Origin of the sequence: Bacillus sp. EKM420B (genome assembly GCF_011065565.1) — a bacterium.
Lineage (GTDB): Bacteria > Bacillota > Bacilli > Bacillales > Bacillaceae > Bacillus > Bacillus velezensis.
The window spans coordinates 90,288-113,552 of record NZ_JAAMNX010000005.1; the positions used below are offsets into that span (position 1 = coordinate 90,288).

The window sequence follows — 23,265 nt, forward strand, 5'->3', positions numbered from 1 at the left end:
GCCGAGTGATAAAATATGAACGTTATTTGCGAAAGACTGCATCCGCATCGTCTAACACTTCACGGCAGGGCCTCTCTTTCATACGGCGCCGCCTGTTTGGAGGACTTTTTTTGAAGATAACAGGACACAAACGAAACCGCATGTCTTACAGGAAAAAGCTGTTTTACGTGATAACAGCGCTCTGTTTTATCAGCTCGCTCATTTTCGTCACTCACAACGCTTCTTTTTATGAGCGGCCGATTGCCAAAGTGACGAAAACAACATTGGAACATCAGTCTGACGTACAGGACATGCATAAAAACAAAGATAAGATTTTCAATCAGACGATCACTGCCAGACTTGAAAACGGCAGTCAGAAAGGACAGCTCATTCATTTGTCCAATCAGTATTCATCATCCGGAGCGAATGATCAGAAATATTCGATTGGCGATGAAGTATTCGTTTCTATTGATAAAGGGAAACCATCAAACAAGGATATATCGGGAAGCATTATAGATAAAAAACGGGATAAACAGCTTTTGCTGATCGCTTGGGTTTTCATCTTCACCTTGCTTATCGTCGGCAAAAAACAAGGCTTCTTTTCGATCGTCAGCCTGATGTTTAACGCCGTTTTACTGTCGTTTGCATTAGATTTGTACAGGAAGCATCCTAATATAGGGTTAATTTTCATCTGCGGTATCTGTATTCTCATCTTTACTGTCATCTCATTGCTGCTTGTCAGCGGTTTTCACGCGAAAACATACGCTGCCATTGCCGCGACGCTCGCAGGCACTTTCGTTTCCCTGCTGATTACGTATCTTGTGATGCTGGCAACCGGAGAGAAAGGTCTCAGATATGAGGAAATGCAGTATTTAACCCGCCCTTATCACACGGTGTTCATGGCCGGGGTATTTATCGGATCACTGGGAGCGGTCATGGATGTAGCCATTACCATGACATCATCTGTCTTCGGATTATATGAAGAAAACAAGGGTATCTCATTACAAGCTCTCAGACGTTCCGGGATGGAGATCGGAAAAGACATCATGGGGGCGATGACCAACATTCTGTTTTTTGCTTATATAAGCGGCTCTATTCCGATGATGCTTTTGTATTTGAAAAATGATTCCCCGATAGGATTCACTCTTTCTATGAACATTTCCTTGGAAATAGCCAGAGCATTGGCCGGAGGGATCGGAATTGTATTGACCATCCCCGCCAGTCTGTATGCTTCTGTCTTTTTTATTAAACGAAAGAAGGCAAGCTCATGAATGTCATCGTAATTCTCGCGGCGATTTTATTTCTATTAATGGTCATCATCGGCGGAAAAAAAGGAGCGAGGTCTTTTATTGCGTTATTCTTAAATTTCGGTGTTCTCTTTCTCACCATTATTTTCATGACAGACCCGCATATCAATCCGATTGTTTTAACATTGCTCTCTTCCGCCGTGATTTGCAGCATTACTCTTTTTTATATTAATGGAGGAAACGTCAAAACCGTAACCGCCTTTATTTCTGCAATGCTGACCATTGCATTGCTGCTGTTTTTTATTATGTCCGTAACAAAACATACTTCGATTCAGGGATTCGGTGAAGAAGAATTGGGGGATATCGGCATATTCACACTGTTTGTCGGGGTGGATTTTGTGAAGGTTACCGCAGCTATGATCATCATGGGCACGATTGGAGCGATTACCGATGTCGCGATTTCCATTACTTCACCCATGCGGGAAATTTACAGTCATAATCCGTCCATGAGCAGAAAAGAACTGTACACATTCGGATTAAGCATCGGGAGAGATATTTTAGGAACGAATACGAATACGTTATTCTTTGCTTTTTTCGGCAGCTATTTGGCTTTAATTATCTGGTTTAAAGACTTATCATACTCAGCTGAAAAAATAGTGAATTCAAAAGTATTCAGTGCGGAAGCCGTCACCATTCTCTGCGCCGGAATCGGGATCGGCATCATCATTCCCGTTACGTCCTGGATCACCGCCTGTTTTTTAGCAAAACCAAATAAACAGTAAAAGCTGCCGGGACACGCCCGGCAGCTTTTTTTATCTTATACCCACTTTACAACGTCTTTTGAGGCAGATCTTGTTTTCGGGCGCGGTTCTCTGACACGGTAGCCGAATGCGGCCATGACAGAGATGTCGAAACTTCCGTTTTCCAGAAGCCCTTCTTCTTCAAGAATCCGGTGGATTTCTTTGTAGTTGAAGCCTTCAACAGGGCAGGAATCGATGCCGATCTGCGCAGCGGCTGTCATCATATTGCCGAGGGCGATGTAAGTCTGTTTGGATGCCCAGTCAAACAGCGCGCGATCTGATTCAAGCAGATTGAAATCATTTTTCTGGAAGTCTTCCGTTTTGCTGATATAGCCTTCATACATATCTTCCGGCATTTTTTTGACTTCCCGCAAGTGGTTTTTGACATAGTCGGCGTCAAAACGGATATCCTTTGCCGTCCGGGCAAGCAGAAGTACGAAATGGCTTGCGGTCGGCAGCTGCTTTTGCGCCCCCCATGTGAACTCGCGGAGTTTTTCACGAAGCTCCGGATTTTGAACGACGACAAATTTCCAAGGCTCCAAACCGAGTGAGCTTGGGGATAATCTTCCCGTTTCTAAAATGAATTCAAAATCGCTTTCTGAAATTTTTTTCTCAGGATCAAATTCCTTTGTGGCGTGTCTGAATTGATACGCTTCGATGATCTGCTGTTTTTTATCTGACATTCATGATCTCTCCTTTTCATCTCGTTATGTACTATTGTAGCCATTATTTTTGAAAGTACCAGTACGCACATTTTTGTTGGATAGTATTCATTTTGATACTGACAAAAAAAACGGGCTGCCGCGGCAGTCCGTTTTTATTTTTCTCTTCTCGCAAAGTCGACGAAACGGAATTTATCGAGCCTGTGCCGGCTTTCCGTATATTGGAAGAGTCTGGTATCCTCCAAAAAGACGCGGTTTTTCACGACCGCCATATGGCTGAACCCGCTGAGATCCAAATACTTCCGGTCTTCCTCCCCCGCCGGCTCCACGACAATTTCCTTTTGCGCGTAGCTGATGGACAGGCCGAGCTCTCCTTCGAGATACTCATAGATCGAATCTTCACAAATCGCCTTGGTCAATTGAGGCACATGTTTTTTCACAAAGTAATCCTTGTCCAAAATAATATGTTCTCCGTCAATCCGTCTTGATCTGACGACTTCCCACACCTTTTCATCCGCTTCTGTACCAAGCTCTTTTGCGGCTTCTGAGGGAGGCAGGATCAGCCCGAGACGGTGAACCTCCGTTCTCGTCTCTTTTCCGAGCGTTTCCGAAAGCTCCTTGAAGCTGATCAGGCCTGAGACGGGAAAGCGCATTTTTTCTCTGTCTAATATGACGGAGCCTTTGCCTTTGATTTTCTGGATGTAGCCGTTTTGCGCCAGCATATTGAGCGCTTTACGGACGGTTTCTCGTGATGTGCCGTATTGATCGCACAAATCATTTTCAGACGGAAGAACGTCTTCAGCCTTCCGCTGGCCGCTTTCAATCTGCCGCACCATATCTTTATAGATTGTGATATATTTATTCACTTTCATTCATGACCACCCAGATTAGTGTATCACGCTTTTGTCAGATGATAAACGATCGATTCATACGGACGGAGCGTCAATCGTTCCGGCCGCCCTTCCCTCGGTTCATCATTCGTCAGCAGCATCGTAAACCGCCAGCCGTCCGTGTCTTTAAGCGGAACCGTAAAGTCCGCTTCTTTCCCGTAGAAGTTGTTGATGCACAGAAGTTTTTCATCCTTGCCGTGTCTGACGTACGCCAGAACCGCCGGATCATCTTCAGCAAGCAGCTCAAACGTTCCTTCAGTCACGATGTCATATTCCTTTCTGAGCTTGATGAGCTTCTGATAATGGTAGAAAATTGAATCCGGGTCCCGCAAAGCCGCTTCCGCGTTAATGTCCCGATAATCATCCGCCGCCGGAATCCAAGGCGTTCCCGTCGTGAAGCCGCCGTGCGGTCCGCTGTTCCATTGAACGGGGGTTCTTGCATTGTCTCTTGATTTCTCTTTTAAAATGGCGATAATGTCTTTTTCTGACACGCCTTCTTCCTTCATCTTTTTGTAAATGTTCAGTGATTCGACATCGCGGTATGAGCCGATGTCATCGAACTTCGGATTGCCCATGCCGATCTCCTCACCTTGATAAATGTAAGGCGTGCCCTGCATCATATGAATGGCCGCCGCCAGCATTTTGGCTGATTTCGTCCGGTATACGCCATCGTCTCCGTATCTGGATACGGCCCGCGGCTGGTCATGGTTGCACCAGAATAATGCGTTCCAGCCTCCGCCGTTTTGCATCTCCGTCTGCCAAAACGCTAAAATCCGTTTCAGCTTCAGAAAATCAAACGGAGCGAGCGCCCATTTTTCACCATTCGGATAATCCACTTTTAAATGATGAAAGTTAAAGGTCATATCGAGTTCTTTATTTTCAGGGTTTGTGTACCGGATGCAGTGGTCCGCCGTTGTCGAAGACATTTCACCGACCGTCATGCTGTCATATTTCGAAAACACTTCCCGGTTCATCTCATGAAGAAATTCGTGCACGCGCGGCCCGTCCGTATAATAAGGGCGCCCGTCACGGCCATCCTCGGCATCAGGAAACGATTGGTCTTTAGAAATGAGGTTGATCACATCCAGCCGGAAGCCGTCGATCCCTTTTCGGAACCAAAAATGCATCATGTCGTAAACCTGTTTTCTCATCTCTTCATTTTCCCAGTTCAAATCGGCCTGCGACACATCGAATAAATGCAGATAGTGCTGGCCTGACGCCGGGTCGAGCTCCCAAGCGGAACCGCCGAATTTTGATTCCCAGTTGTTCGGCGCCCGGCCGTCTTCCTTTCCGTCTTTCCAAATGTAAAAATCCCGATACGGACTGTCGGGTGACGAAACCGCTTCTTTGAACCACTGATGCTCGACTGATGTATGGTTTACGACAAGATCCATGACGACCTTGATTCCTCTTTTGTGCGCTTCATCAAGAAGGCGTTCAAAATCCTCCATCGTTCCGTATTCTTCATAAATGGTGCAGTAATCGCGAATGTCATAACCGTTGTCATTCTGCGGCGAATCGTAAATCGGCGTAAGCCAAATGACATCAATCAAAAGCTTCTGCAAATAATCAAGCTTCTCGATAATACCGTTCAGATCACCGATCCCGTTTCCCGTCGTATCATTAAAGCTCTTCGGATAAATTTGATATACCGCTGCCTTTTTCCACCATGGTGTGCTGTCTGTTTTCATTTTTCTTCACCGCCTGTATTGTTTTGAATGGAAAGGGAAAAGGGACAGCCTGTTAGAAGGCGCCCCGCAGGTTTTCTATTTTTGCCGTTTCAGCCGCGCATACCCGTATGTTCCCGCAAACGGGAGAATCAGCACGATCAGCATTCCGATCGCAAACGGACCCCAGTACCGGCTCATAATGGAGAAGATCCCCGGCACGCCGCCGACTCCGACCGAGCTTGCGAGAACGCCTTTGACGGAGATGAACATCCCCGCGATCCCCGAACTGATCATGGCGATCACAAACGGAAATTTGTAACGCAGATTCACGCCGAAAATCGCCGGCTCTGTAATGCCCAAATATGCGGAAATGCCGGCCGTCAGTGAAAGCCCCCGCTGTTTTTTATCTTTTGTAATCAGCATCATGGCCAGAGCCGCCGATCCTTGAGCGATATTTGACAATGCGAGCATCGGCCATAAAAATGTGCCGCCGAGCTTTGATCCGATTAATTGAAGATCGACCGCGAGAAACGTATGATGCATCCCCGTGATCACAAGCGCCGAATACAGCCCTCCGTACAGCAGGCCTCCGATGGCGGAGAATTGGCCGAAAACGGCAATCAATCCCGCCGTCAGCGCGTTACCGATCGCAAAGGTCATCGGACCGATGATAACAAAGGATAGAAAACCGATGACCAAAAGCGTCACCGGCGCGACGACCAACAGCTGAATGCCCTCCGGCGTCCGTTTCGTCAAAAAGAGCTCAAGCCTGGCAAGTAAATAAGACGCCAGCAGAATCGGAAGCACCTGACCTTGATACCCGACTTTCTGCACCTCAAGGCCGAACAGGTTCCACACCGGAATATCGCCGCTCTGCTCGGCGGCCCCGTAGCCCCATGCGTTTAACAGATCAGGATGCACCAGCATCAGCCCGAGCACGATGCCCAAAAGCGGGCTTCCTCCGAACCGCTTCACTGCCGACCAGCCGATTAAAGCCGGCAGAAAAGCGAAGGCCGTCCCTGCGATCAGATTAATCATATTGGCAAGATCCGCCCATTGCGGATACACTTGGACAATCGATTTCGTGCTGTAGAAAATGCCTTCCGCCGTTAAGATATTGTTCAGACCCATTAAAAGCCCGGCCGTAACGATCGCCGGCAAGATCGGAATAAAGATGTCCGCAAGCGTTTTCACAGCACTCTGCAAAGGATTCATTTTTTGCGCTGCCGCCTTCTTCACGTCATCCTTGGACGCTTCACCCATCCCCGTTTCCTTCACTAATTCCGCATATACTTTGTTGACCGTCCCCTGCCCGATCACGACTTGAAACTGCCCGTTTACCGCAAAAGATCCTTTGACAATGTCTATTGCATCAAGCATTTTTTGGTTTACCTTGGTTTCATCTATTAATGCAAACCGCAAACGCGTCACACAATGAGTCGCCGCCTCAATATTTTCAATTCCGCCGACAGCTTCAGCGATCTGCCGCGCAGCCCGGTTAAACTCACCCATGCCAACCCCTCCGTAACCGTTTTCATTTTGTCTCAAAAAAACTTGTATATACATGTTTACGACTCTATTGTAATGATGTATATACATGTCGTCAATCTATTTTTATAGCGCTTTCATCACAAATATACTGCGAAAGACCCTGAAACAAAAAAAGCCCCGCCGGAACCGGGCCTTGACTTCTTGTTTGGTCGGGAACATGTCCGGGCGAAATTCACAACAGGAGCACAAAAAGCATACAGTACTGTACAACTAAGTTAAAGAGGTGTGAAGAGATGCCATCCACTGTTATCAACCTGTACTATTTGAAGATTAACAGTATTTCTGGCAACGGATCTATTACGATTGGGGAAGCGGCATACAACAGTCCCACCACAAATAACAAATCACAAGGACTGAACTCTTCATTCGGCGATACGTCACCTATAGAATCGATGATGGAGAACTTGTTAAATGATCCTGATGTCAACGACCAGACAGCCATCGGAACCGCAGATACCGCAAATATTACGCCGGTGCCGCCCATTATAGATTAAAGGGGTTTTTATGAATGCCTTACCAAATTAACGTCGTCAATATAAAAGTAAACGGAGCAACGCAAAACGGAAACGTCGATATCGGTCAGACCGTACAAAACAGCCACACCGCCAACAGCAAATTTGTCGGCGCGAACTTTTCTTTAGGGGATTTTTCGCCGGCCGCCGGATGTTTGAATTCGGGCCATCTTGACCCTGACGTGAGCGATCAGGATCAGATCGCCAACCCGTCAATGCCGATCGCAAATCAAATATAGGGAGGTTCTGCCGAAGTGGATATCGAAAAAATGAGAAAGTGGCTTGAGATTACGAACGAGCACAAGCCCAGCGACTTTTGGACCAATGTCCTGAAACGGAAATCTCCCGAAGATTTTTTCTCCTTACAAAAAAACACCCTGACTTATGATATTTATCAGGATGAACAGCACACATTTGTCATTGTGGAAATGCCCGGCGTTTACGAAGAAGAATTGACATTGAGGCTGCTGTCAAGAACACGGCTGCATATAAGAGGAAACATAACACCCCTTTTTCCGAAGAACATGGGCGTCTGCCAAAACCGGTATTACGGGGAAATCGATGAGACGATTGAGCTTCCTGAACCGGCTGAGCCGCACCTGTTACAGGCGCAGTGCGTAAACGGCCTGCTCCACATTTCCTACCCGCGCCTTATGGAGCACATTCCTTTTCAGAAAAAAATCTAAAGAGCCGGCTTACGGGCGGCCCAGCCGTCTGTACACTTTCTCCTTATAATGAGAAGATGCGGGTTTTGAGAACATGGCTTTCTCCTCGGTCAGTTTGTCGAGTCTGACTTGTTTTTCCGTCCGTTTGTTCCGCAGGTGATCCCGCTCCTGTTCATTGCGGCACTTGGCGATCAAATAATCGAGCGTCATCAGCTCTTTCTTCAGCGCGCCCTCATCCTCGGCGATCCCGGCGTTTTTTAATATGCGGTAGCCCATTCTGAGCGACTCCGGAAGATGTGCGGCATCGTCTTTCGGCAGGGGCTTTCCCATTTCGGCAGGGGCTTTCCCATTCCATTGATGCCGGCGAACTCTCCATCCTTAATGGCGCGCTTGATTTTATCTTCAGCCACGATATGGGCAATATCCATCACTGTTCACCTCTTTTTTCAATAGAACCGGGTGTGATCATACGGAAATTCACATCCCAGTTTGTGCCATTTGTGTTTTTTAAAGCTGTCATTCAACAGATGAACCGCCGTTGCGACAGCGTTTTTCGCCCTTTTTCCGATGAGCCTTTTCCACCTTTTCTATTTGCTGGTTTCATGGTATATTGATTACGTTCGTTTTTTCTATCGTTCCGTTTAAACCGTGATCGGAAAAAAGGAGTGTAACAATGAAAACATTTATAAAAGAAAGAGGACTTGCCTTCTTCTTGATAGCGGTCGTGTTATTGTGGGTGAAAACATATGTCGCTTATATTTTAAACTTTAACCTCGGCATAGACAACACGATCCAGAAAATATTGCTTTTTGTGAATCCGCTGAGCTCCAGCTTGTTCTTTCTTGGATTTGGGCTTCTTTTCAAGAAAAAATTACAGCAGACAGCCATTATTGTGATTCATTTTTTATTGTCTTTTTTGCTTTTTGCAAACATCGTCTATTATAGATTCTTTAATGATTTCATTACCATCCCGGTCATGATGCAGGCAAAGACAAACGGCGGCCAGCTCGGAGACAGCGCGTTCTCGTTAATGAGATGGACAGACGCCTTCTACTTCCTGGATACCGTCATTTTGATTATTTTGGCCCTTAAGATGAAAAAACCGGCTGAAAAACCGGCGAAGAAATCATTCAGAATCGTTTTGGCTTCCGCCGTGCTTGTGTTCCTGATCAACCTCGCCGTCGCGGAATCAGACCGTCCTGAGCTTTTGACACGCTCATTTGACCGAAACTATCTGGTGAAATACCTGGGCACGTACAACTTTACGATTTACGATGCCGTGCAGAATGTGAAATCAAACAGCCAGCGCGCGCTTGCCGATTCAAGCGATGTAACGGATGTGGAAAACTATATGAAGGCCAACTATGACGTGCCGAATAACGTCTACTTCGGAAAAGCCGAAGGAAAAAACGTCATCTACGTCTCATTAGAGTCTCTGCAGTCCTTTATCATTGATTACAAAATTAACGGCAAGGAAGTGACGCCGTTTTTAAACAAACTGGCGCACGATAATCAAACATTCTACTTTGATAACTTTTTCCACCAAACGGGACAAGGTAAAACATCTGATGCGGAATTTATGATGGAGAACTCTCTGTACCCGCTTTCGCAAGGTTCGGTTTTCGTCAATAAAGCGCAAAACACGCTGCAGTCCGTTCCTGCGATCTTAAAAGGCAAAAAGTACACGTCTGCCGCTTTCCACGGAAATACGCAGACTTTCTGGAACCGTAACGAAATGTACAAATCGGAAGGCATCGATAAGTTTTTCGATTCCGCTTATTATGACATGAGCGAAGAAAACACGAAAAATTACGGCATGAAAGACAAACCGTATTTCAAAGAATCCATGCCGCTCTTAAAGAGCCTGCCGCAGCCGTTCTATACGAAGTTCATTACGCTGTCCAACCACTTCCCGTTCGGAATGGATAAAGAAGACACGGACTTCCCGGCGGGAGACTTTGGCGATTCAGTCGTCAATAATTACTTCCAGTCCGCGAACTATCTGGATGAATCAATTGAACAGTTCTTTAATGACCTGAAAAAAGACGGCCTGTACGATAAGTCGATTATCGTGATGTACGGAGACCACTACGGCATCTCCGAAAACCATAATAAAGCGATGGCGAAAGTGCTCGGCAAAGATGAGATCACTGAATACGACAATGCCCAGCTTCAGCGGGTGCCGCTCTTTATCCACGCTCCCGGCGTGAAAGGCGGCCGCAATCATAAATTTGCCGGTGAAGTCGATGTCGCGCCGACCGTTCTTCATCTGCTCGGCGTCGATACGAAAGATTATCTCATGTCAGGTTCTGATATCTTATCGAAAGAGCACAGAGAAGTCATTCCGTTCCGTAACGGAGACTTCATCTCGCCGAACTATACGAAAGTGTCCGGCAAGTATTACGATACGAAAACCGGAAGACTTTTAGATGATTCAGAAGTCGACAAAAAAGAAGACTCTCTCGTCAAGACTGAGCTTGAAATGTCTGATAAGATCATCAACGGCGATCTGCTTCGTTTCTATCAGCCGAAAGGCTTCAAGAAAGTGGATCCGTCACAATTCGATTATACGAAGCGTGAAGATTCCTCAGCAGACGATCAAAAAGAATAAACAAAAGCCAGATCATTGATATGATCTGGCTTTTTTATGTTCAGCTCCCGGCGGCGGCCATAGTGCGCTTTTGCAGGCTGTCGGAAAGAACTGAATAAGCGACGACTTTCTTTTTCTGCTGTTTGACGACATCTACATGATCTTCGTAGCTGTATACAAACACCGTCACATCTTTTTTTCCTTTTCTCGTCTTAATGACAAGCGGATCGGCTCCGTTTTGCGGATGAAGATAACGCTCTTCATCCCCTGGGTATATATAATGCCGTTCGATAAACACGGCTTCGTTAAAATCATCAATCACCCGTCGTTTGTCTTCGCCTTCCAGACGTTTTCCGCCGAGGGAAACGGCAGCGGACTCGTCACTGAGCTTTGAATGGGTTTCAAACTTGCGGAGGATCCATTCCACCGCTCCGGTAGGAAGGCATGTCAGCACAATCTTAATCAGGCTTATGACAACAATTGAAACAACTGCAATCCATGTCACCTTACATCATCTCCATACTTGTTCTACATGAATCTTAACATAGAAGAAAACATTGTTTTTTGTACATTATGTGAAACTTGATATATGTTCAAAAAAATCCGGATCACATAGGTGATCCGGATTTTTCAAGTCTGCTTCTGATCGTCAAGGCGGACGGCTTCTCTCAGCTCTTCCGCAACAAATTCGACGTTCGGCCCGATAATGACCTGCGCCGTTTTATTCCCCGTTTTGATAACCCCTTTTGCTCCCGCTTTTTTAAGCGCCGCCTCATTAATGAGAGACGTATCCTGCACGGTCAGCCTGAGGCGGGTCGCACAGTGATCAATCGTTTCGAGGTTTTGCCTGCCGCCGAGCCCCTTGAGCATGGCATGTTCTTCGACGGAACCGGCCGTATCTTCACTAAGCACTTCTTCCTCTTCCTCATCATCTTCCCGTCCCGGTGTTTTCAAGTTTAACGTTTTGATGAGCATGTAGAAGACGACAAAATAGATCACCGCATAACAAAGCCCGACAACGAGCAGCAAAAGCGGTTTTTCGGCAATGCCGTAGCTGAGGAGATAATCGATCGCCCCCGCCGAGAATGAAAAACCCGACCTGATTCCGAGAACATTCACGATAAATAAAGAGAACCCGGTTAATATAGCATGAACCCCGTACAAAAGCGGTGATAAAAACATAAATGCAAATTCAATCGGCTCTGTAATTCCGGTAATAAATGCCGTCAGCGCGAGACCGATCATCATTCCGGCCGTCGCTTTGCGCTTACTTGGCTTAGCCGCGGCAATCATTGCCAGACATGCGGCCGGAAGCCCGAACATCATAATCGGGAAGAATCCCGTCATATAAGTCCCCGCCGTCGGATCCTTCGCAAAGAAGCGGGCCAGATCTCCCGTTTTTCCGTGAAAATCGCCAAACTGGAACCAAAAAATATTATTCAGCACATGATGAAGACCGAATGGAATCAAAAGCCGGTTAAAAATCCCGTAAATCCCGGCGCCGATCCCGCCAAGCCCGATCATCCATTCCCCGAAGGACGTAATCACCGACTGAATCGGCGGCCACACAAATCCGAAGATCCCCGCCAAAATAATGGTAATCAGCGCCGTTACAATCGGAACGAGCCTGCGCCCGCTGAAAAACCCGAGATATTCGGGCAGCTTCGTATCCTTAAAGCGGTTATACGTGTATCCCGCAATTAACCCCGCGATAATCCCTCCGAAAACGGCCATATTATTTGTCGAATTGATTGATTTTACAGCCGCGTCCAGCATGATATAAGAAATGGCTCCCGACAGAGCGGCGGCCCCGTTGCTGTCTTTGGAAATCCCGATCGCGATTCCGATCGCGAAAATCAGCGGCAGATGATCAAATACCGCGGTCCCCGCCGCGTAAATGAACGGAATATTTAATAAGTCCTCTCTGCCGATGGCCAAAATAATACCAACGGCGGGCAGAACGGCAATCGGAAGCATAAAAGACTTTCCGAGTTTTTGCAAAAATTGAAGCATTTTACCCATCCCCCTTCTTTTTTCTTAAATATACCACATAAGTTATCTAGTGATCTATACCAATTTTCCTTCATTTATTCACATAAGGCTTGTTGGTTTTCTATTTATAAACCAGTTGTGGTAAGCTTGAATCAGATGATTAAAAATAGAAAGCGGGAATGACAATGATTGTAACGAACGATCAAGAATTAGAAGGCCTTAAAAAAATCGGCAGAATCGTCGCGCTGGCGCGTGAAGAAATGAAGAAAAAAGCCGAGCCCGGCATGAGCACGAAAGATCTTGACCTGATCGGAAAGGCGGTGCTTGACGAGCACGGAGCCGCTTCCGCTCCGGAGAAGGAATACGATTTCCCGGGCGTGACATGCATCAGCGTAAATGACGAAGTCGCTCACGGCATTCCGAGCGCCTCTAAAATCTTAAAAGCCGGAGATCTTGTCAATATCGATATTTCGGCGGAGTTCGGCGGTTTTTATTCCGATACGGGCATTTCATTTGTGCTCGGAGAAGGCGATGAACGTCTGCAAAAGCTTTGTAACTGCGCAGCATCCGCATTTCAGAAAGGATTGGATCAGGCAAAAGCCGGCAAACGTCAAAACCAGATCGGCAGAGCCGTCTACCATGAGGCCCGCTCCAACGGATTTACCGTCATTAAAACGCTGACGGGCCACGGAATCGGCAGAAACCTCCATGAAGCGCCGAACCACATCATGAATTACTACGATCCGTTTGATAACGCGCTGTTTAAAAACGGAACCGTGATCGCGCTTGAGCCGTTTATTTCCACGAAAGCGGAAACGATTGTAGAAGCGGGAGACGGCTGGACGTATAAAACCCCGGATAAAAGCCTTGTCGCCCAAGTGGAACACACCATCGTGATTACAAAAGACAAACCGATTATTTTAACTGCATTGTAATGTTTCATCTCCCTCCCGAACAGGTATACAACAACTAACCCGAAGGAGGGAGACGCATGAAAAAAGATAAAGAAAAAATCAAAATCGAAAACGAAATACACGCCATGCACGGCGTAACGAAACAGCAGATTTTAGAGGATTTCGAGGAATTTAAGGCGTACCTTCATCAGAAAATTTCCGCCGGAAAAAAACTGGGTCTGGATGACAGCAAAATCATTAAAAGCGCCGCCATCCTCGGGGACTATCTCGCCAAACACGAGGAGCCCCGCAATGCGGAAGAAAAACTTTTACAAGAACTGTGGGACATTGCGGATGACAATGAAAAACAGCATTTGGCCCAGCTTCTCGTCAAACTTGCCGGACACTGATACAGTGCCCGGCTTTTTTATGCTCCGTTATAAGAGTTGTGCTACACTGGACATATGTCTGTGAAAGGAGCCATTTTTCAACATGTGGTTTATTATCTTCGGGTTTATTTTCTTTATTGAAAGCATCATTCTTACCGTTTACGGGGTGAAGAAAAAGAAGGGGATGCTGATTTATTTCGGCGTCGTTTTCGGAATCATGACACTCGGAACGGTGCTGTTAAAATTAACCGGCCATTAAGCATGAAAAGACCGCCCTTTACATATATATGTAAGAAAGCTTTACATCTCTGAATCGAAAGGCTCAGTTTTTGCGTTATCCCTTTTCAGCGTCTTTTTATAGATGTTACAATGCCAAAAGTTTGGCAAAAACTGAAGAAACTCTCCCCAGGGGAGAACGGAGAAAGGAGTTTTCTGACATGCATTATGGCAGTAAAGGCTGGTATGTAGAAGAGTTAAAGAAAAAAGGAATTACCCACTATGAAGGAAGAAAGCTTCAAAGCTTCAAAAAGTACTTCCTTGCCAATCTGCTGGAAACAAAGAAACAAGCATAACGTAAATCAGCCGTGCTGTCAGTGCAGCACGGCTTTTTTTCTATACATTAGTGAGCCTGTCCCTTTTTTTAAGGAAGGACTCCCTCCAGCTTTCTGACAGCGCTTCTTCCCGCAGTATTTCTTCAATCGCTGACAGATTGCCTGAATCACGGTATTTCACTTCGTTCGCATACCAGACGGAAATGCTTTCTTTGCCTCTCGACAGACGCTTGAGGACGGGACGCGGATCGACATATCCTTCTTCAAGCACCCTGAAATAAAAGCCGGTAAATCCCGTCTGCTGTACACGGAGCACCATATCTTTGATGCCATATTTGAGCGCGAGTTTGACGCAGGGCTGGCGCGGCTGGCTTACTTGAACGACGGCTTCCCCCAGCTGAAAGACGTCGCCGATCCACACGTCTTGTTCGGCCAGTCCTTTGACCGTTACATTCTCTCCGAACGCGGCGGCGGGAAGTTTTCTCGCGAGCGTTGTTTCCCAATATGAATAATGCTCGGCGGGATACACGCACACCGCTTTATCGGGACCTCCGTGATGCTTCAGATCAGCCTGCCCGTCCCCGTCAAAATGGGTTTTATACAGCATGACGGGAGAATCTGCGGGCCGCTTGATGATGCCTGAATTGATTTGTCTGCCGGCAAATTCATGAATTGCGGGCTTTCCGAGATTGATAGATAAGACAGAATAGTCTTGCGTCATCTCGTTCACATCCTTTGCGAAATATCCTATCTTTCCTTTATCATAGTAAGAAAAAGGTGGTTTTTCCATGCTTCAGTATCATATGATTGCAGACGGCCGGGTTCAGGGCGTAGGTTTTCGCTACTTCGTCCAGATGGAAGCCGACAGATATAAGATAGCCGGCTGGGTAAAAAACCGTGATGACGGCCGGGTGGAAATCCTTGCCGAAGGCCCTGAAGAGTCGTTAAAACAATTTGCCGAAGCGGTCAGAAAAGGCAGCCCCTTCTCAAATGTCACAAACGTAACCATCGAAGAATCACACCGTCTGAAAGGGTACCGCACCTTTTCCATCAGTTACTGATAAGGCTTGTCCTGATAAAAATAATTCGGCTTCACAATCGTATCGTCATATGATTTATGGAAAATGTGGGTGGAAGCCGGCGAGATCGGCGGAATCAGCCAGGTCCAGTCGCCCGTCAGCTTTCTGCCCGCGTCTTGTTCCTGTTCTTCAAAGCGTTTAAATTGATTCGCCGCCGTATGGTGATCGACAATGCTGACACCGTGTTTTTTGTATGAATAGAGCACTGCCTTATTCAGTTCCACCAGCACCTGATCTTTCCACAGGTCAGTATTCAGGCTGGCGGAAATCCCCATGACCGAAGCGGCTTTTTTGAGCATATCATACCGCTTTTCGTCAGCAAGATTCCTTGCGCCGATTTCGGTTCCCATATACCATCCGTTAAAAGGCGCCGCGTTGTACGACAGTCCGCCGATTTCAAGCCTCATATCGGCGATAATCGGAACCCCGTACCATCTGAGATTTAAATCGGCAAACTCTTCAATATCCGGATGGGTGATCGGCACTTCTTTCACGAGCGTCTGAGGCAGGTCATACCAGACCGGCTGCCCGTCCCCTTTCATTCGGAAAAGCAGCGGCAGAATATCAAAATCGGTCCGCTTCCCGCGCCAGCCGAGTTTTTCGCAGACAGCCGTCAGCTCATATGATGCCGGATCACCGACTCTTCCTTTTTCAGTCTCATATCCCGCATAGCGGATGAGCTGGTGATTCCAGATTTCCACTTGTTTCTCCCCATTCTTCTCAGGAGGGAAAATCGTAATCGTCGGTTTAATTTTTCCGCCGTTCGTGGCGATTTCAATATGTTCAAATAATGCGTCACGCACCTCTTCTTTCGTGTTCACATTGCGCCGGTCAATGACGTTCAGCGATTGCCAGAACAGACGCCCGATACAGCGGTTGCTGTTGCGCCACGCCATTTTCGCCCCGTGTTCAAGCTCTTCCGCCGTATGGACGTAACTTCCCGTCCGCTCTATCTCATCTTTTATCGCGTGCAGTCGCGCGTTGATTTGCGATTCCATTCCGAGTTCGTGATAGCAGACATCAATAAAATCCTTCGCCTCATCCCAAAGTATTTCCGTATGTTTCAAAAAACTCTCTCCTTCAATTTACATCTGTTTCCCATTGTATCGTTTTTAGGTGTGAACACAATGGTTTTTTTGTATCATACTGGAAACTGCAAAGAAAAAACACCTGTGATTTTCGCAGGTGTTTCACAAAACGGAATGCAGTTTTTCAGCCAGTGTAAGCAAATCCTCACGGTAGTTTTTTCCCGTCATCGGAATTCCGTGACCCGTCAAAAGCGCTTCCGGCTCCAGTTCCGCCAATTTCTGAACGGATGCGGCCGCCGTCTGCGTATCCGCTGTAAAATAGGCGGGCGGACCGTGAAGCTCTTGCTTTTGAATGACAACGTCCGCAAGCGATTCCTGTTCAACAGTGATCACGGCATCACCGGCAAGCAGCACGCGGTCTTTATCCCGGAATAATGAAATATGGCCGGGTGTGTGACCGGGCGTATGCACCCATTTCCATTCTTCAAGAAACGGAACGGTACCGTCTGAAGGCAGTGCCTGAACGGACGGAATGCGGATCGTATGGCGCGGAAACAGCGGTGACAGCTTTGCGACAAGCCCTTTTTTCGCATCGGGCCTGGCAGGCGGATAATCCGCTTTCCCCGTGACGTACGGGAGCTCCTTTTCATGAATGTAAACCGGCACATCCCAAAGCTCAAGCAGTTCTTCAATCGCACCGACATGATCAAAATGACCGTGTGTCAAAATGACCGCCTTCAGCTCATACCCCTCTTTGAATCGGCGTTTCATTTCTTCTGTTATCATCTCCGACGATTGAGGCATTCCCGCGTCAACCAGAATGATTTCCCGCGGAGCTGAGGGATTTTCGATAAAGTAAACATTCGCAATCTGCACGGTCAGTCCGTAAACGCCGTCCGCCGCTTTAAAACCGGCGCCGCTTCTCACTGAAAAAAGCGGCATAAACGGATCACTCATCATGGCACCTCCTCTGATGCCTTTAGTGTGCGACGAACCGGGTGTTTTATGTTAAAAAATCGTGATTGCGCCGATGATGAGCGCAAAGGCCGTCATGACGATAACGGCAAGAACCGCCCATTTCATCGCAAATTTCTGGTGTTCATCAATGGTGACCCCGGCAAGCCCGACTAATAAATGCGTCGACGGCACGAGCGGGCTTAACATATGAATCGGCTGGCCGATAATCGAAGCGCGGGCGATTTCCACCTTATCTACACCGTACGCCACGGCGGTCTCAGATAAAATGGGCAGCACGCCGTAAAAATAGGCGTCATTAGGCATCAGAAACGTAAAGATACCGCTCGTTAAGGCAACAATCGCCGGAATAAAACCTCCCATCTGTTCCGGAATAAGCGATACGAGGGAAATGGCCATTTCATCAACCATCTTCGTCCCCGTTAAAATTCCGGTAAACACGCCTGCGGCAAAAATCATCGAACCGATCGCAAGCACATTGCTCGAATGGGCTGAAATGCGCTCCCTTTGATCGTTAAGTTTCGGATAGTTGACAATCAGCGCGATACAAAACGCAATGATGAACAGCACGGTTAAATTCACTTTTCCTGACACTAAAAATCCCACTAAAGAAAGCGTTAACAGTAAATTGAACCACCACAGTTTCGGCCGCTTCCATTCATCTTCCGCAGCCGCAGCCGTTTCATTTGTATGGGACGGCTGCTTTAATTCGATCACCCCGAGCCGTTTCCTTTCCATCCTTCCGAGTACATAAGCGACCACAATCATACACACCATTCCGCTGGCAATGACAGGCAGCATCGGCCCCGTCAGCTCTGCCGGGTCAACGCCGAGCGCACTCGCCGCACGCGGCGTCGCGCCGCCCCATGGTATCGTGTTCATGATACCCATGCCGACCCCGGCGATTCCCGCTAAAATAATCGGACGGATTCCGAGCATGATATACAAAGGCAGCATTGCGCTTGTCGTAATCATATACGTCGTCGAGCCGTCTCCGTCCAGTGCGACAAGCATGGTCAAAACGGCTGTTCCGACTACAATTTTGAGGGGGTCGCCTTTAACCAGCTTTAAAATACGCGACACCATCGGATCAAATAAACCGGTATCAATCATAATGCCGAAATAAAGAATCGCAAACATAATCATCACTGCGATCGGCGCCACCTGTTCAATGCCGGAGATCATCATCTCGCCGACCCGGTTAAAAGAAAACCCGGCAATCAGCGCAAACACGATCGGCGTTAATACGAGCGCCGTTAACACTGAAAGCCGTTTTGTCATAATCAGCACCATAAAAACAAGCATCATAAGAAAGCCTAAGATTGCTAACACAGTATGTCCCCCTTATTATGAATACGCTTACATTTTAAAGGCCCGATCCCCTTTATCCGCCTTTTTGCTATCTTATGAGAATTGGATATTGAAGTAAATATTTTGGATTTTAAAGATTTTTAATTTTTTATAACCTTTTCGTTCATTTTGTTCATTTATAAATCAAAAGCCTTCCGCAAATATGCGGAAGGCTTATTTTTCGCTGCTCATCATCTCTTTATAGAACTCGGTCTGCTCTTCTAAAAAGCGTTTTGCGCCGCTGCTGTTTTTATAAAAGCTCTCCCAATCCCGTTTTTTCAACATTTGCTTCCACTCCGCGGATGAAGTAATCTGTTTCAAAGCCTGATCCCAATAGGCGATCTCGCCTTCGGTCATGTCTTTCGGCCCCATGATGCCTCTCCAGTGCGCAAAGACAAACGGCACCCCCTGCTCTTTCCATGTCGGCACATCGCTGAAGCCGGAGAGCCTTTTGTCAGACGTAACGGCCGCCAATGTGATTTTCCCTTTCCGATAGGCGTCTCTCGCTTCTGAAATGGTCATTGAGGCGGCGTCTATCTCGTGACTGATAAGAGCTTCAATGACTTCATTGCTGCTTCCGTATTGAAAAAAGCGGATATCAAACGGAGAAATTCCGGCCATTTCCGCCGCTCTCGCAAAGGAGAGCTGGTCATCATTTCCGAGGCCGGGCGCAAATCCGATTTTTATGCCGCCCGGATTTGCTTTAATATCGCCGAGCAGCCGCTTTCCGCTTTTTATCTTTGAATCCTTCGGAAGAGCGACGGTCTGCCACTCTTTTGCGATAATGGCCAAAGGCGTAAAATCAGCTGCCTTCAGCCGGCTTTGTCCCAAAATTTCATTGCTTAACAGCAGGCTTGAATTCATACTGATGACATCCGTTTTTCGTTCGTTTACATATTTCCAGCCGCTGTCTCCGCCTCCGCCGGGTTTATAGATGATCTTTACGGGCCGGCCTAATATTTGCTTCCGCTCTATTACCGATTGCAAAGCTTTTGCCGTTACGTCCCAGCCCCCTTGAGGCGCTGCCGGGACGACAATTTCAACCGGCCCTTCAGCTGAGCGGAAGCCCTCCATCTGCCGTCCGTCAAAAGAAACCAGCGCCGCCAGCATGACAAGAAGCACTCCCAACCGCTTCATTTCTCCCATCCCTTATTCATGTGCTAAATAATATTTCCGTTCCGGCCTGCCGATAATGCCGTACTCTAATTCAGCGAGCGCTTCTTCCCGAGAAACGAGAAACTCGGCGTAGCGCCGCGCCGTTGTTCTGGAGGCGCCCATTTTTTCTCCCAGTTCTTCAGCCGTCATCCCTTTTTGGGCCGTTCTGAGCGCGTTTTTGATTTTTTGAAGCGTAATCGAATTAATGCCTGTCGGCAGATCATTGTGCTGTTTTTGTTCTTTCTGACCGCTTCCGAAAAACATGTCGATCACAGACTGGCTGAGCTCCGGCTGTGAGTGCAGCCATTCTCTTTTTTCACGGTACTGCAAAAGCACTTCTGTAAATTTATGTGCCGACACCGGTTTTATGACATAGTGGGAAACGCCTGATCTGAGCGCTTCCTGCAGCAGCCTTGTTTCGGCAGAAGCCGTAATAATGATGATATCAACGGAAGGAAAACGGCCGCGGATAAGCGGGAGCAGATCTGTCCCCAGCTCATCCGGCATATAAATATCCAAAAGCAGCAGATCAGGCTGCCGTTTCTCAAGCAGCGATATAGTGTCTTTGGCATTGATTGCTTTGCCGATGACATTGAATCCATCAAGATGTTCGATAAATTTTTCATGGATTTGCGCTATTCGAAAGTCGTCCTCTGCAATCGCGATGTTAATCACACCGATTCCCCCTTTGGCCTTTCTTTCGGTATAAACACCGTAAATACAGCACCGCCGCTCTTTTGCTGCGAAATCTCTATCGATCCCTGCAATTCACTGACGGCTTCTTTCAGATTGGCTAAGCCGTATCCTCTCCTTGTCCCCTTTGAAGAGTAGCCCTTTTCAAATATCGTTTCTGTTTTTTCCTGAGGCACGCCGTCTCCTGAGTCCGCCACTTCGATGACGATATCCCTGCCGATATCGGTCATGAAAAAGGATACCTCTTTTTTCTCTTTTTCGGCGACGGCTTCGAAAGCGTTATCAATAAGATTTCCGATGATCGTAATGAGCTGGGATGAACCCACATGCTCCGGCAGCGATTCTAAAAAGCTGTTTTCATCTATTGAAAGCTTCACTTTCTTCTCAGACGCCTTTCCCATTTTTCCTAATAGTATTGCCTGAACCCGCTGTGAATGAATGTTTTGAAAGAGGATTTCATGCTGTTCATTCTGGATGGCGTACTCTTCTTTTATCAGTTCAATGGCTTCATTATATTCTCCCAGCTCTAACAGACCGAGTATCGCGTAAAGCTTATTCGAGAATTCATGCGTTTGCGCCCGGAGATCCTCAGAGTATTTTTTCATTTCAGTCAGCTTGTTGATCAGTTTCTTGAGCTCCGTTTTTTCGCGGAAGCTGATCACCGCTCCGTATACTTGTCCGGTCTGCTTCATTTCTTTCACATTTAAGATAAATACTTTATCTCCGGCACGCACCTCCACGTTCGGCGGTATTTCTCCCCCTGCCAACACCGGCATGAGCTTTGCGCCCGGCATGATTTCTTTTATATGCCTTCCGATCATCGGTTCCGGAAGATTCAGCATATCAGCCGCAGATAAATTCATCATGGTTACCGCGCCTTCTTTGTTTACGGCGATAATCCCTTCTTTAATCGCAAGGAGCATCGCATTGCGTTCCCTGTACAGCGCTGCAATTTCATGCGGTTCAAGGCCGAGTGTATCTTTACGGATGCTTTTTGCGAGCGCCGCCGCTCCCCCGATGCCGATAAGAAACACCAAACATGCAAAATAGCCTAAATGCCGCAGATGCGCTTTCATATCTTTTTCTATCTCATCTTGTAGAAACTCGACTGTCACCGTTCCGACGACTTCGTTATGATTTTTTTCCTCCAAAATAACCGGGGCGCTTCCCCGGACGGCCTTCATTCCGTCGGAAACCGGAGACCCGCCGAACATGACGGTTTTGTTTTGCAGATTTTGATTTTCTTTCGGAATACTGCTTCGAGCCGAATGAAATGCAACATGCCCTTTTTGATCAGTGATGTAGACGGCGTGCGCGCCTGCCTGTTCTTTCATTTGTTCAATGACGTCTAACTTTGTAAAAGCCTCTTGATCCGCAAGCCGGAACGCCTCTTTTACGGGAGGCATATATGAAATGGTTTTTGCCGTTTGCACCGCCAGCTGTTCAGCCTGCTTCTGCCCTTCCTTTAATTGCTGAAAGGCAAATATAACCGTGAGCGTTCCGATAACAAGTATTAATAAAGCCGTAATTAATCCGGCGATTTTCATTTGCAGAGAGACATAAAACCGCTTCGCTTCCAACACAGCACCAGCCGTCCTTTCCTCCTAAAATCATACCATTTTTCAAATCTTTATTTCTCATTTTTGAGAATTTTCGTGATCTTTTTCTCTTGCGGCTTACCAAAAAGGTGATGATAGGTATATATTTACTTTTACACAATTGATATAACACATAAAAAAGACTGACCGAAGTCAGTCTGCAATCTATCAGGAAATTGTAACTCCCGCGCTTGCATATCCCGCCACTGTATTAATAAGCGAAAGGCCTGTCGCAGTGGCGGAGAATACCATTAACAGCCGGGTTTGAGGAGTTACCGCAATGTTCAGCCCTGTCGTGATTCCGTTGCTGATGCTGCCGATTGACAATACGCCGGTGAGGGGAGGAGCTAAAGTGACGGATGCTCCGGGGATCGGCGTGAACGTATTGTTCGGCACAGTAGAACTGTATAGTTGTGCGGTTATCGTAACAGTCGAGCCGACAAGCGACAATGCTGCGGTTGTACTGAAATAAGCGGCAATTGATGTAATGGTTCCGCTTCTCGGAGCAGAAAAAGCAAAGTTCAGCAGAGTTCCTCCAGCCCCGGTAAGATCAATTGCACCTCCCCCTCCGACATTGACGCCCGTCACAGAATTGCCGAACCCGACAAGGCTCACCGTTCCGATTAATCCGCCGGCAATGGTCGTCACGGCAGTTGGAAGACCTGAAGCATAAGGAATGATCGCGCCTGCTCCGGTGATCCCGGTTGCGCCTGTTACTCCGGTTACTCCGGTTACTCCAGTTGCTCCCGTTACTCCGGTGGCTCCCGTTATCCCAGTATCCCCGGTTACTCCGGTAGCCCCTGTTACTCCGGTGGCGCCTGTTACTCCGGTTACTCCAGTTGCTCCCGTTACTCCGGTTACTCCCGTTACTCCGGTTACTCCCGTTACTCCGGTGGCTCCCGTTATTCCTGTCGCTCCGGTTACTCCGGTTACTCCAGTTGCTCCCGTTACTCCGGTTACTCCCGTTACTCCGGTTACTCCCGTTACTCCGGTGGC

25 protein-coding genes and 1 pseudogene are annotated in these 23,265 nt (G+C 47.3%); 11 read left to right on the forward strand and 15 right to left on the reverse strand.

Annotated elements, in window-relative coordinates:
* Positions 1-110: 110 nt before the first annotated feature.
* The gene (locus tag G9F48_RS15560; protein WP_165409753.1) at positions 111-1,250 is read left to right on the forward strand and encodes a YibE/F family protein; all 1,140 of its coding nucleotides are present in this window, start codon (positions 111-113) and stop codon (positions 1,248-1,250) included.
* On the forward strand, positions 1,247-2,008 hold the full coding sequence (locus G9F48_RS15565) for a YibE/F family protein (RefSeq protein WP_165409754.1): 762 nt from the start codon (positions 1,247-1,249) through the stop codon (positions 2,006-2,008). The genes G9F48_RS15560 and G9F48_RS15565 overlap by 4 nt, the downstream gene beginning before the upstream one ends.
* Before the next feature lie 35 nt (positions 2,009-2,043).
* On the opposite strand, the gene G9F48_RS15570 is transcribed toward G9F48_RS15565, so the two are convergent.
* From G9F48_RS15570 to treP, 4 genes are all read right to left on the reverse strand, one after another.
* On the reverse strand, positions 2,044-2,709 hold the full coding sequence (locus G9F48_RS15570) for an NAD(P)H-dependent oxidoreductase (protein ID WP_003155588.1): 666 nt from the start codon (positions 2,707-2,709) through the stop codon (positions 2,044-2,046).
* A 134-nt stretch (positions 2,710-2,843) separates the two neighbouring features.
* On the reverse strand, positions 2,844-3,560 hold the full coding sequence (treR, locus tag G9F48_RS15575) for a trehalose operon repressor (protein ID WP_165409755.1): 717 nt from the start codon (positions 3,558-3,560) through the stop codon (positions 2,844-2,846).
* A gap of 23 nt (positions 3,561-3,583) precedes the next feature.
* On the reverse strand, positions 3,584-5,269 hold the full coding sequence (treC, locus tag G9F48_RS15580) for an alpha,alpha-phosphotrehalase (protein ID WP_165409756.1): 1,686 nt from the start codon (positions 5,267-5,269) through the stop codon (positions 3,584-3,586).
* A gap of 75 nt (positions 5,270-5,344) precedes the next feature.
* Complete coding sequence (gene treP, locus G9F48_RS15585) at positions 5,345-6,760, reverse strand: PTS system trehalose-specific EIIBC component (protein WP_165409757.1); 1,416 nt, start codon at positions 6,758-6,760, stop codon at positions 5,345-5,347.
* 272 nt (positions 6,761-7,032) lie between these two features.
* On the opposite strand from treP, the gene G9F48_RS15590 reads away from it, so the two are divergent.
* The 3 genes from G9F48_RS15590 to G9F48_RS15600 are packed head-to-tail and all read left to right on the forward strand — an operon-like array spanning position 7,033 to position 7,997.
* Positions 7,033-7,293, forward strand: a complete 261-nt coding sequence (locus G9F48_RS15590) for a spore germination protein (RefSeq protein ID WP_007408496.1) — start codon at positions 7,033-7,035, stop codon at positions 7,291-7,293.
* Between the two features lie 14 nt (positions 7,294-7,307).
* Positions 7,308-7,550 carry a spore germination protein gene (locus G9F48_RS15595; protein WP_003155595.1) on the forward strand — a complete coding sequence of 81 codons (243 nt, stop codon included), beginning with the start codon at positions 7,308-7,310 and terminating at the stop codon, positions 7,548-7,550.
* Positions 7,551-7,565: 15 nt separating this feature from the next.
* The gene (locus tag G9F48_RS15600) at positions 7,566-7,997 is read left to right on the forward strand and encodes an Hsp20/alpha crystallin family protein (protein WP_003155596.1); all 432 of its coding nucleotides are present in this window, start codon (positions 7,566-7,568) and stop codon (positions 7,995-7,997) included.
* Positions 7,998-8,006: 9 nt separating this feature from the next.
* Here G9F48_RS15600 and G9F48_RS15605 read toward each other — a convergent pair.
* Positions 8,007-8,404 (reverse strand): annotated as a pseudogene (locus tag G9F48_RS15605) (DnaJ family domain-containing protein).
* Positions 8,405-8,649: 245 nt separating this feature from the next.
* Here G9F48_RS15605 and G9F48_RS15610 point away from each other — a divergent pair.
* Positions 8,650-10,587 carry an LTA synthase family protein gene (locus G9F48_RS15610; protein ID WP_003155599.1) on the forward strand — a complete coding sequence of 646 codons (1,938 nt, stop codon included), beginning with the start codon at positions 8,650-8,652 and terminating at the stop codon, positions 10,585-10,587.
* Between the two features lie 40 nt (positions 10,588-10,627).
* On the opposite strand, the gene G9F48_RS15615 is transcribed toward G9F48_RS15610, so the two are convergent.
* Complete coding sequence (locus G9F48_RS15615) at positions 10,628-11,071, reverse strand: YfmQ family protein (RefSeq protein ID WP_003155601.1); 444 nt, start codon at positions 11,069-11,071, stop codon at positions 10,628-10,630.
* Between the two features lie 125 nt (positions 11,072-11,196).
* Positions 11,197-12,579, reverse strand: coding sequence for an N-acetylglucosamine-specific PTS transporter subunit IIBC (gene nagE / locus G9F48_RS15620; protein WP_012117066.1), 1,383 nt, complete (start codon positions 12,577-12,579; stop codon positions 11,197-11,199).
* Between the two features lie 164 nt (positions 12,580-12,743).
* Here nagE and map point away from each other — a divergent pair, with 164 nt between their 5' ends.
* The 4 genes from map (at position 12,744) to G9F48_RS15640 (ending at position 14,412) form a co-directional block, all read left to right on the forward strand.
* A complete protein-coding gene (map, locus tag G9F48_RS15625) occupies positions 12,744-13,493 on the forward strand; it encodes a type I methionyl aminopeptidase (protein ID WP_003155605.1) in 750 nt (249 codons plus the stop codon).
* A 56-nt stretch (positions 13,494-13,549) separates the two neighbouring features.
* A complete protein-coding gene (locus tag G9F48_RS15630) occupies positions 13,550-13,861 on the forward strand; it encodes a DUF3243 domain-containing protein (protein ID WP_003155607.1) in 312 nt (103 codons plus the stop codon).
* A gap of 82 nt (positions 13,862-13,943) precedes the next feature.
* Positions 13,944-14,099, forward strand: coding sequence for a hypothetical protein (locus G9F48_RS15635; protein WP_003155608.1), 156 nt, complete (start codon positions 13,944-13,946; stop codon positions 14,097-14,099).
* 178 nt (positions 14,100-14,277) lie between these two features.
* Positions 14,278-14,412: a YflJ family protein gene (locus G9F48_RS15640; RefSeq protein ID WP_003155609.1), complete on the forward strand. Its 135-nt coding sequence runs from the start codon at positions 14,278-14,280 to the stop codon at positions 14,410-14,412.
* Between the two features lie 40 nt (positions 14,413-14,452).
* On the opposite strand, the gene G9F48_RS15645 is transcribed toward G9F48_RS15640, so the two are convergent.
* On the reverse strand, positions 14,453-15,112 hold the full coding sequence (locus G9F48_RS15645) for an MOSC domain-containing protein (RefSeq protein WP_015239385.1): 660 nt from the start codon (positions 15,110-15,112) through the stop codon (positions 14,453-14,455).
* 67 nt (positions 15,113-15,179) lie between these two features.
* Here G9F48_RS15645 and G9F48_RS15650 point away from each other — a divergent pair, with 67 nt between their 5' ends.
* Complete coding sequence (locus G9F48_RS15650) at positions 15,180-15,452, forward strand: acylphosphatase (RefSeq protein ID WP_165409758.1); 273 nt, start codon at positions 15,180-15,182, stop codon at positions 15,450-15,452.
* Here G9F48_RS15650 and nosA read toward each other — a convergent pair.
* The 7 genes from nosA to G9F48_RS19800 form a co-directional block, all read right to left on the reverse strand.
* Positions 15,446-16,537, reverse strand: coding sequence for a nitric oxide synthase (gene nosA, locus G9F48_RS15655; RefSeq protein ID WP_102421965.1), 1,092 nt, complete (start codon positions 16,535-16,537; stop codon positions 15,446-15,448). The genes G9F48_RS15650 and nosA overlap by 7 nt on opposite strands.
* Positions 16,538-16,660: 123 nt before the next feature.
* On the reverse strand, positions 16,661-17,455 hold the full coding sequence (locus G9F48_RS15660; protein WP_165409759.1) for an MBL fold metallo-hydrolase: 795 nt from the start codon (positions 17,453-17,455) through the stop codon (positions 16,661-16,663).
* Between the two features lie 51 nt (positions 17,456-17,506).
* Positions 17,507-18,805, reverse strand: a complete 1,299-nt coding sequence (locus G9F48_RS15665; RefSeq protein WP_003155615.1) for a citrate:proton symporter — start codon at positions 18,803-18,805, stop codon at positions 17,507-17,509.
* Positions 18,806-18,997: 192 nt separating this feature from the next.
* Entirely contained in the window at positions 18,998-19,960 is a 963-nt protein-coding gene (locus G9F48_RS15670) for a tripartite tricarboxylate transporter substrate binding protein (protein ID WP_032868872.1), read from the reverse strand.
* 12 nt (positions 19,961-19,972) lie between these two features.
* A complete protein-coding gene (locus G9F48_RS15675; RefSeq protein WP_046559422.1) occupies positions 19,973-20,653 on the reverse strand; it encodes a response regulator in 681 nt (226 codons plus the stop codon).
* Complete coding sequence (locus G9F48_RS15680; RefSeq protein ID WP_025650266.1) at positions 20,650-22,254, reverse strand: sensor histidine kinase; 1,605 nt, start codon at positions 22,252-22,254, stop codon at positions 20,650-20,652. Before G9F48_RS15680 ends, G9F48_RS15675 begins: the two co-directional genes overlap by 4 nt.
* Positions 22,255-22,437: 183 nt before the next feature.
* Positions 22,438-23,265, reverse strand: an 828-nt coding sequence (locus G9F48_RS19800; RefSeq protein WP_274596865.1) for an exosporium glycoprotein BclB-related protein, incomplete at its 5' end; no start/stop codon positions are given.

What these genes read in the sequence shown, in the direction of transcription:
- treP (WP_165409757.1), bottom strand. Translation starts at nt 6,760, where the DNA reads ATGGGTGAGTTTAACCGGGCTGCGCGGCAGATCGCTGAAGCTGTCGGC.
- G9F48_RS15590 (WP_007408496.1), top strand. Translation starts at nt 7,033, where the DNA reads ATGCCATCCACTGTTATCAACCTGTACTATTTGAAGATTAACAGTATT.
- map (WP_003155605.1), top strand. Translation starts at nt 12,744, where the DNA reads ATGATTGTAACGAACGATCAAGAATTAGAAGGCCTTAAAAAAATCGGC.
- G9F48_RS15640 (WP_003155609.1), top strand. Translation starts at nt 14,278, where the DNA reads ATGCATTATGGCAGTAAAGGCTGGTATGTAGAAGAGTTAAAGAAAAAA.
- G9F48_RS15630 (WP_003155607.1), top strand. Translation starts at nt 13,550, where the DNA reads ATGAAAAAAGATAAAGAAAAAATCAAAATCGAAAACGAAATACACGCC.
- nagE (WP_012117066.1), bottom strand. Translation starts at nt 12,579, where the DNA reads ATGCTTCAATTTTTGCAAAAACTCGGAAAGTCTTTTATGCTTCCGATT.
- G9F48_RS15670 (WP_032868872.1), bottom strand. Translation starts at nt 19,960, where the DNA reads ATGAAGCGGTTGGGAGTGCTTCTTGTCATGCTGGCGGCGCTGGTTTCT.
- treC (WP_165409756.1), bottom strand. Translation starts at nt 5,269, where the DNA reads ATGAAAACAGACAGCACACCATGGTGGAAAAAGGCAGCGGTATATCAA.
- G9F48_RS15595 (WP_003155595.1), top strand. Translation starts at nt 7,308, where the DNA reads ATGCCTTACCAAATTAACGTCGTCAATATAAAAGTAAACGGAGCAACG.
- G9F48_RS15570 (WP_003155588.1), bottom strand. Translation starts at nt 2,709, where the DNA reads ATGTCAGATAAAAAACAGCAGATCATCGAAGCGTATCAATTCAGACAC.
- G9F48_RS15610 (WP_003155599.1), top strand. Translation starts at nt 8,650, where the DNA reads ATGAAAACATTTATAAAAGAAAGAGGACTTGCCTTCTTCTTGATAGCG.
- G9F48_RS15645 (WP_015239385.1), bottom strand. Translation starts at nt 15,112, where the DNA reads ATGACGCAAGACTATTCTGTCTTATCTATCAATCTCGGAAAGCCCGCA.
- G9F48_RS15635 (WP_003155608.1), top strand. Translation starts at nt 13,944, where the DNA reads ATGTGGTTTATTATCTTCGGGTTTATTTTCTTTATTGAAAGCATCATT.
- G9F48_RS15660 (WP_165409759.1), bottom strand. Translation starts at nt 17,455, where the DNA reads ATGAGTGATCCGTTTATGCCGCTTTTTTCAGTGAGAAGCGGCGCCGGT.
- treR (WP_165409755.1), bottom strand. Translation starts at nt 3,560, where the DNA reads ATGAAAGTGAATAAATATATCACAATCTATAAAGATATGGTGCGGCAG.
- G9F48_RS15565 (WP_165409754.1), top strand. Translation starts at nt 1,247, where the DNA reads ATGAATGTCATCGTAATTCTCGCGGCGATTTTATTTCTATTAATGGTC.
- G9F48_RS15650 (WP_165409758.1), top strand. Translation starts at nt 15,180, where the DNA reads ATGCTTCAGTATCATATGATTGCAGACGGCCGGGTTCAGGGCGTAGGT.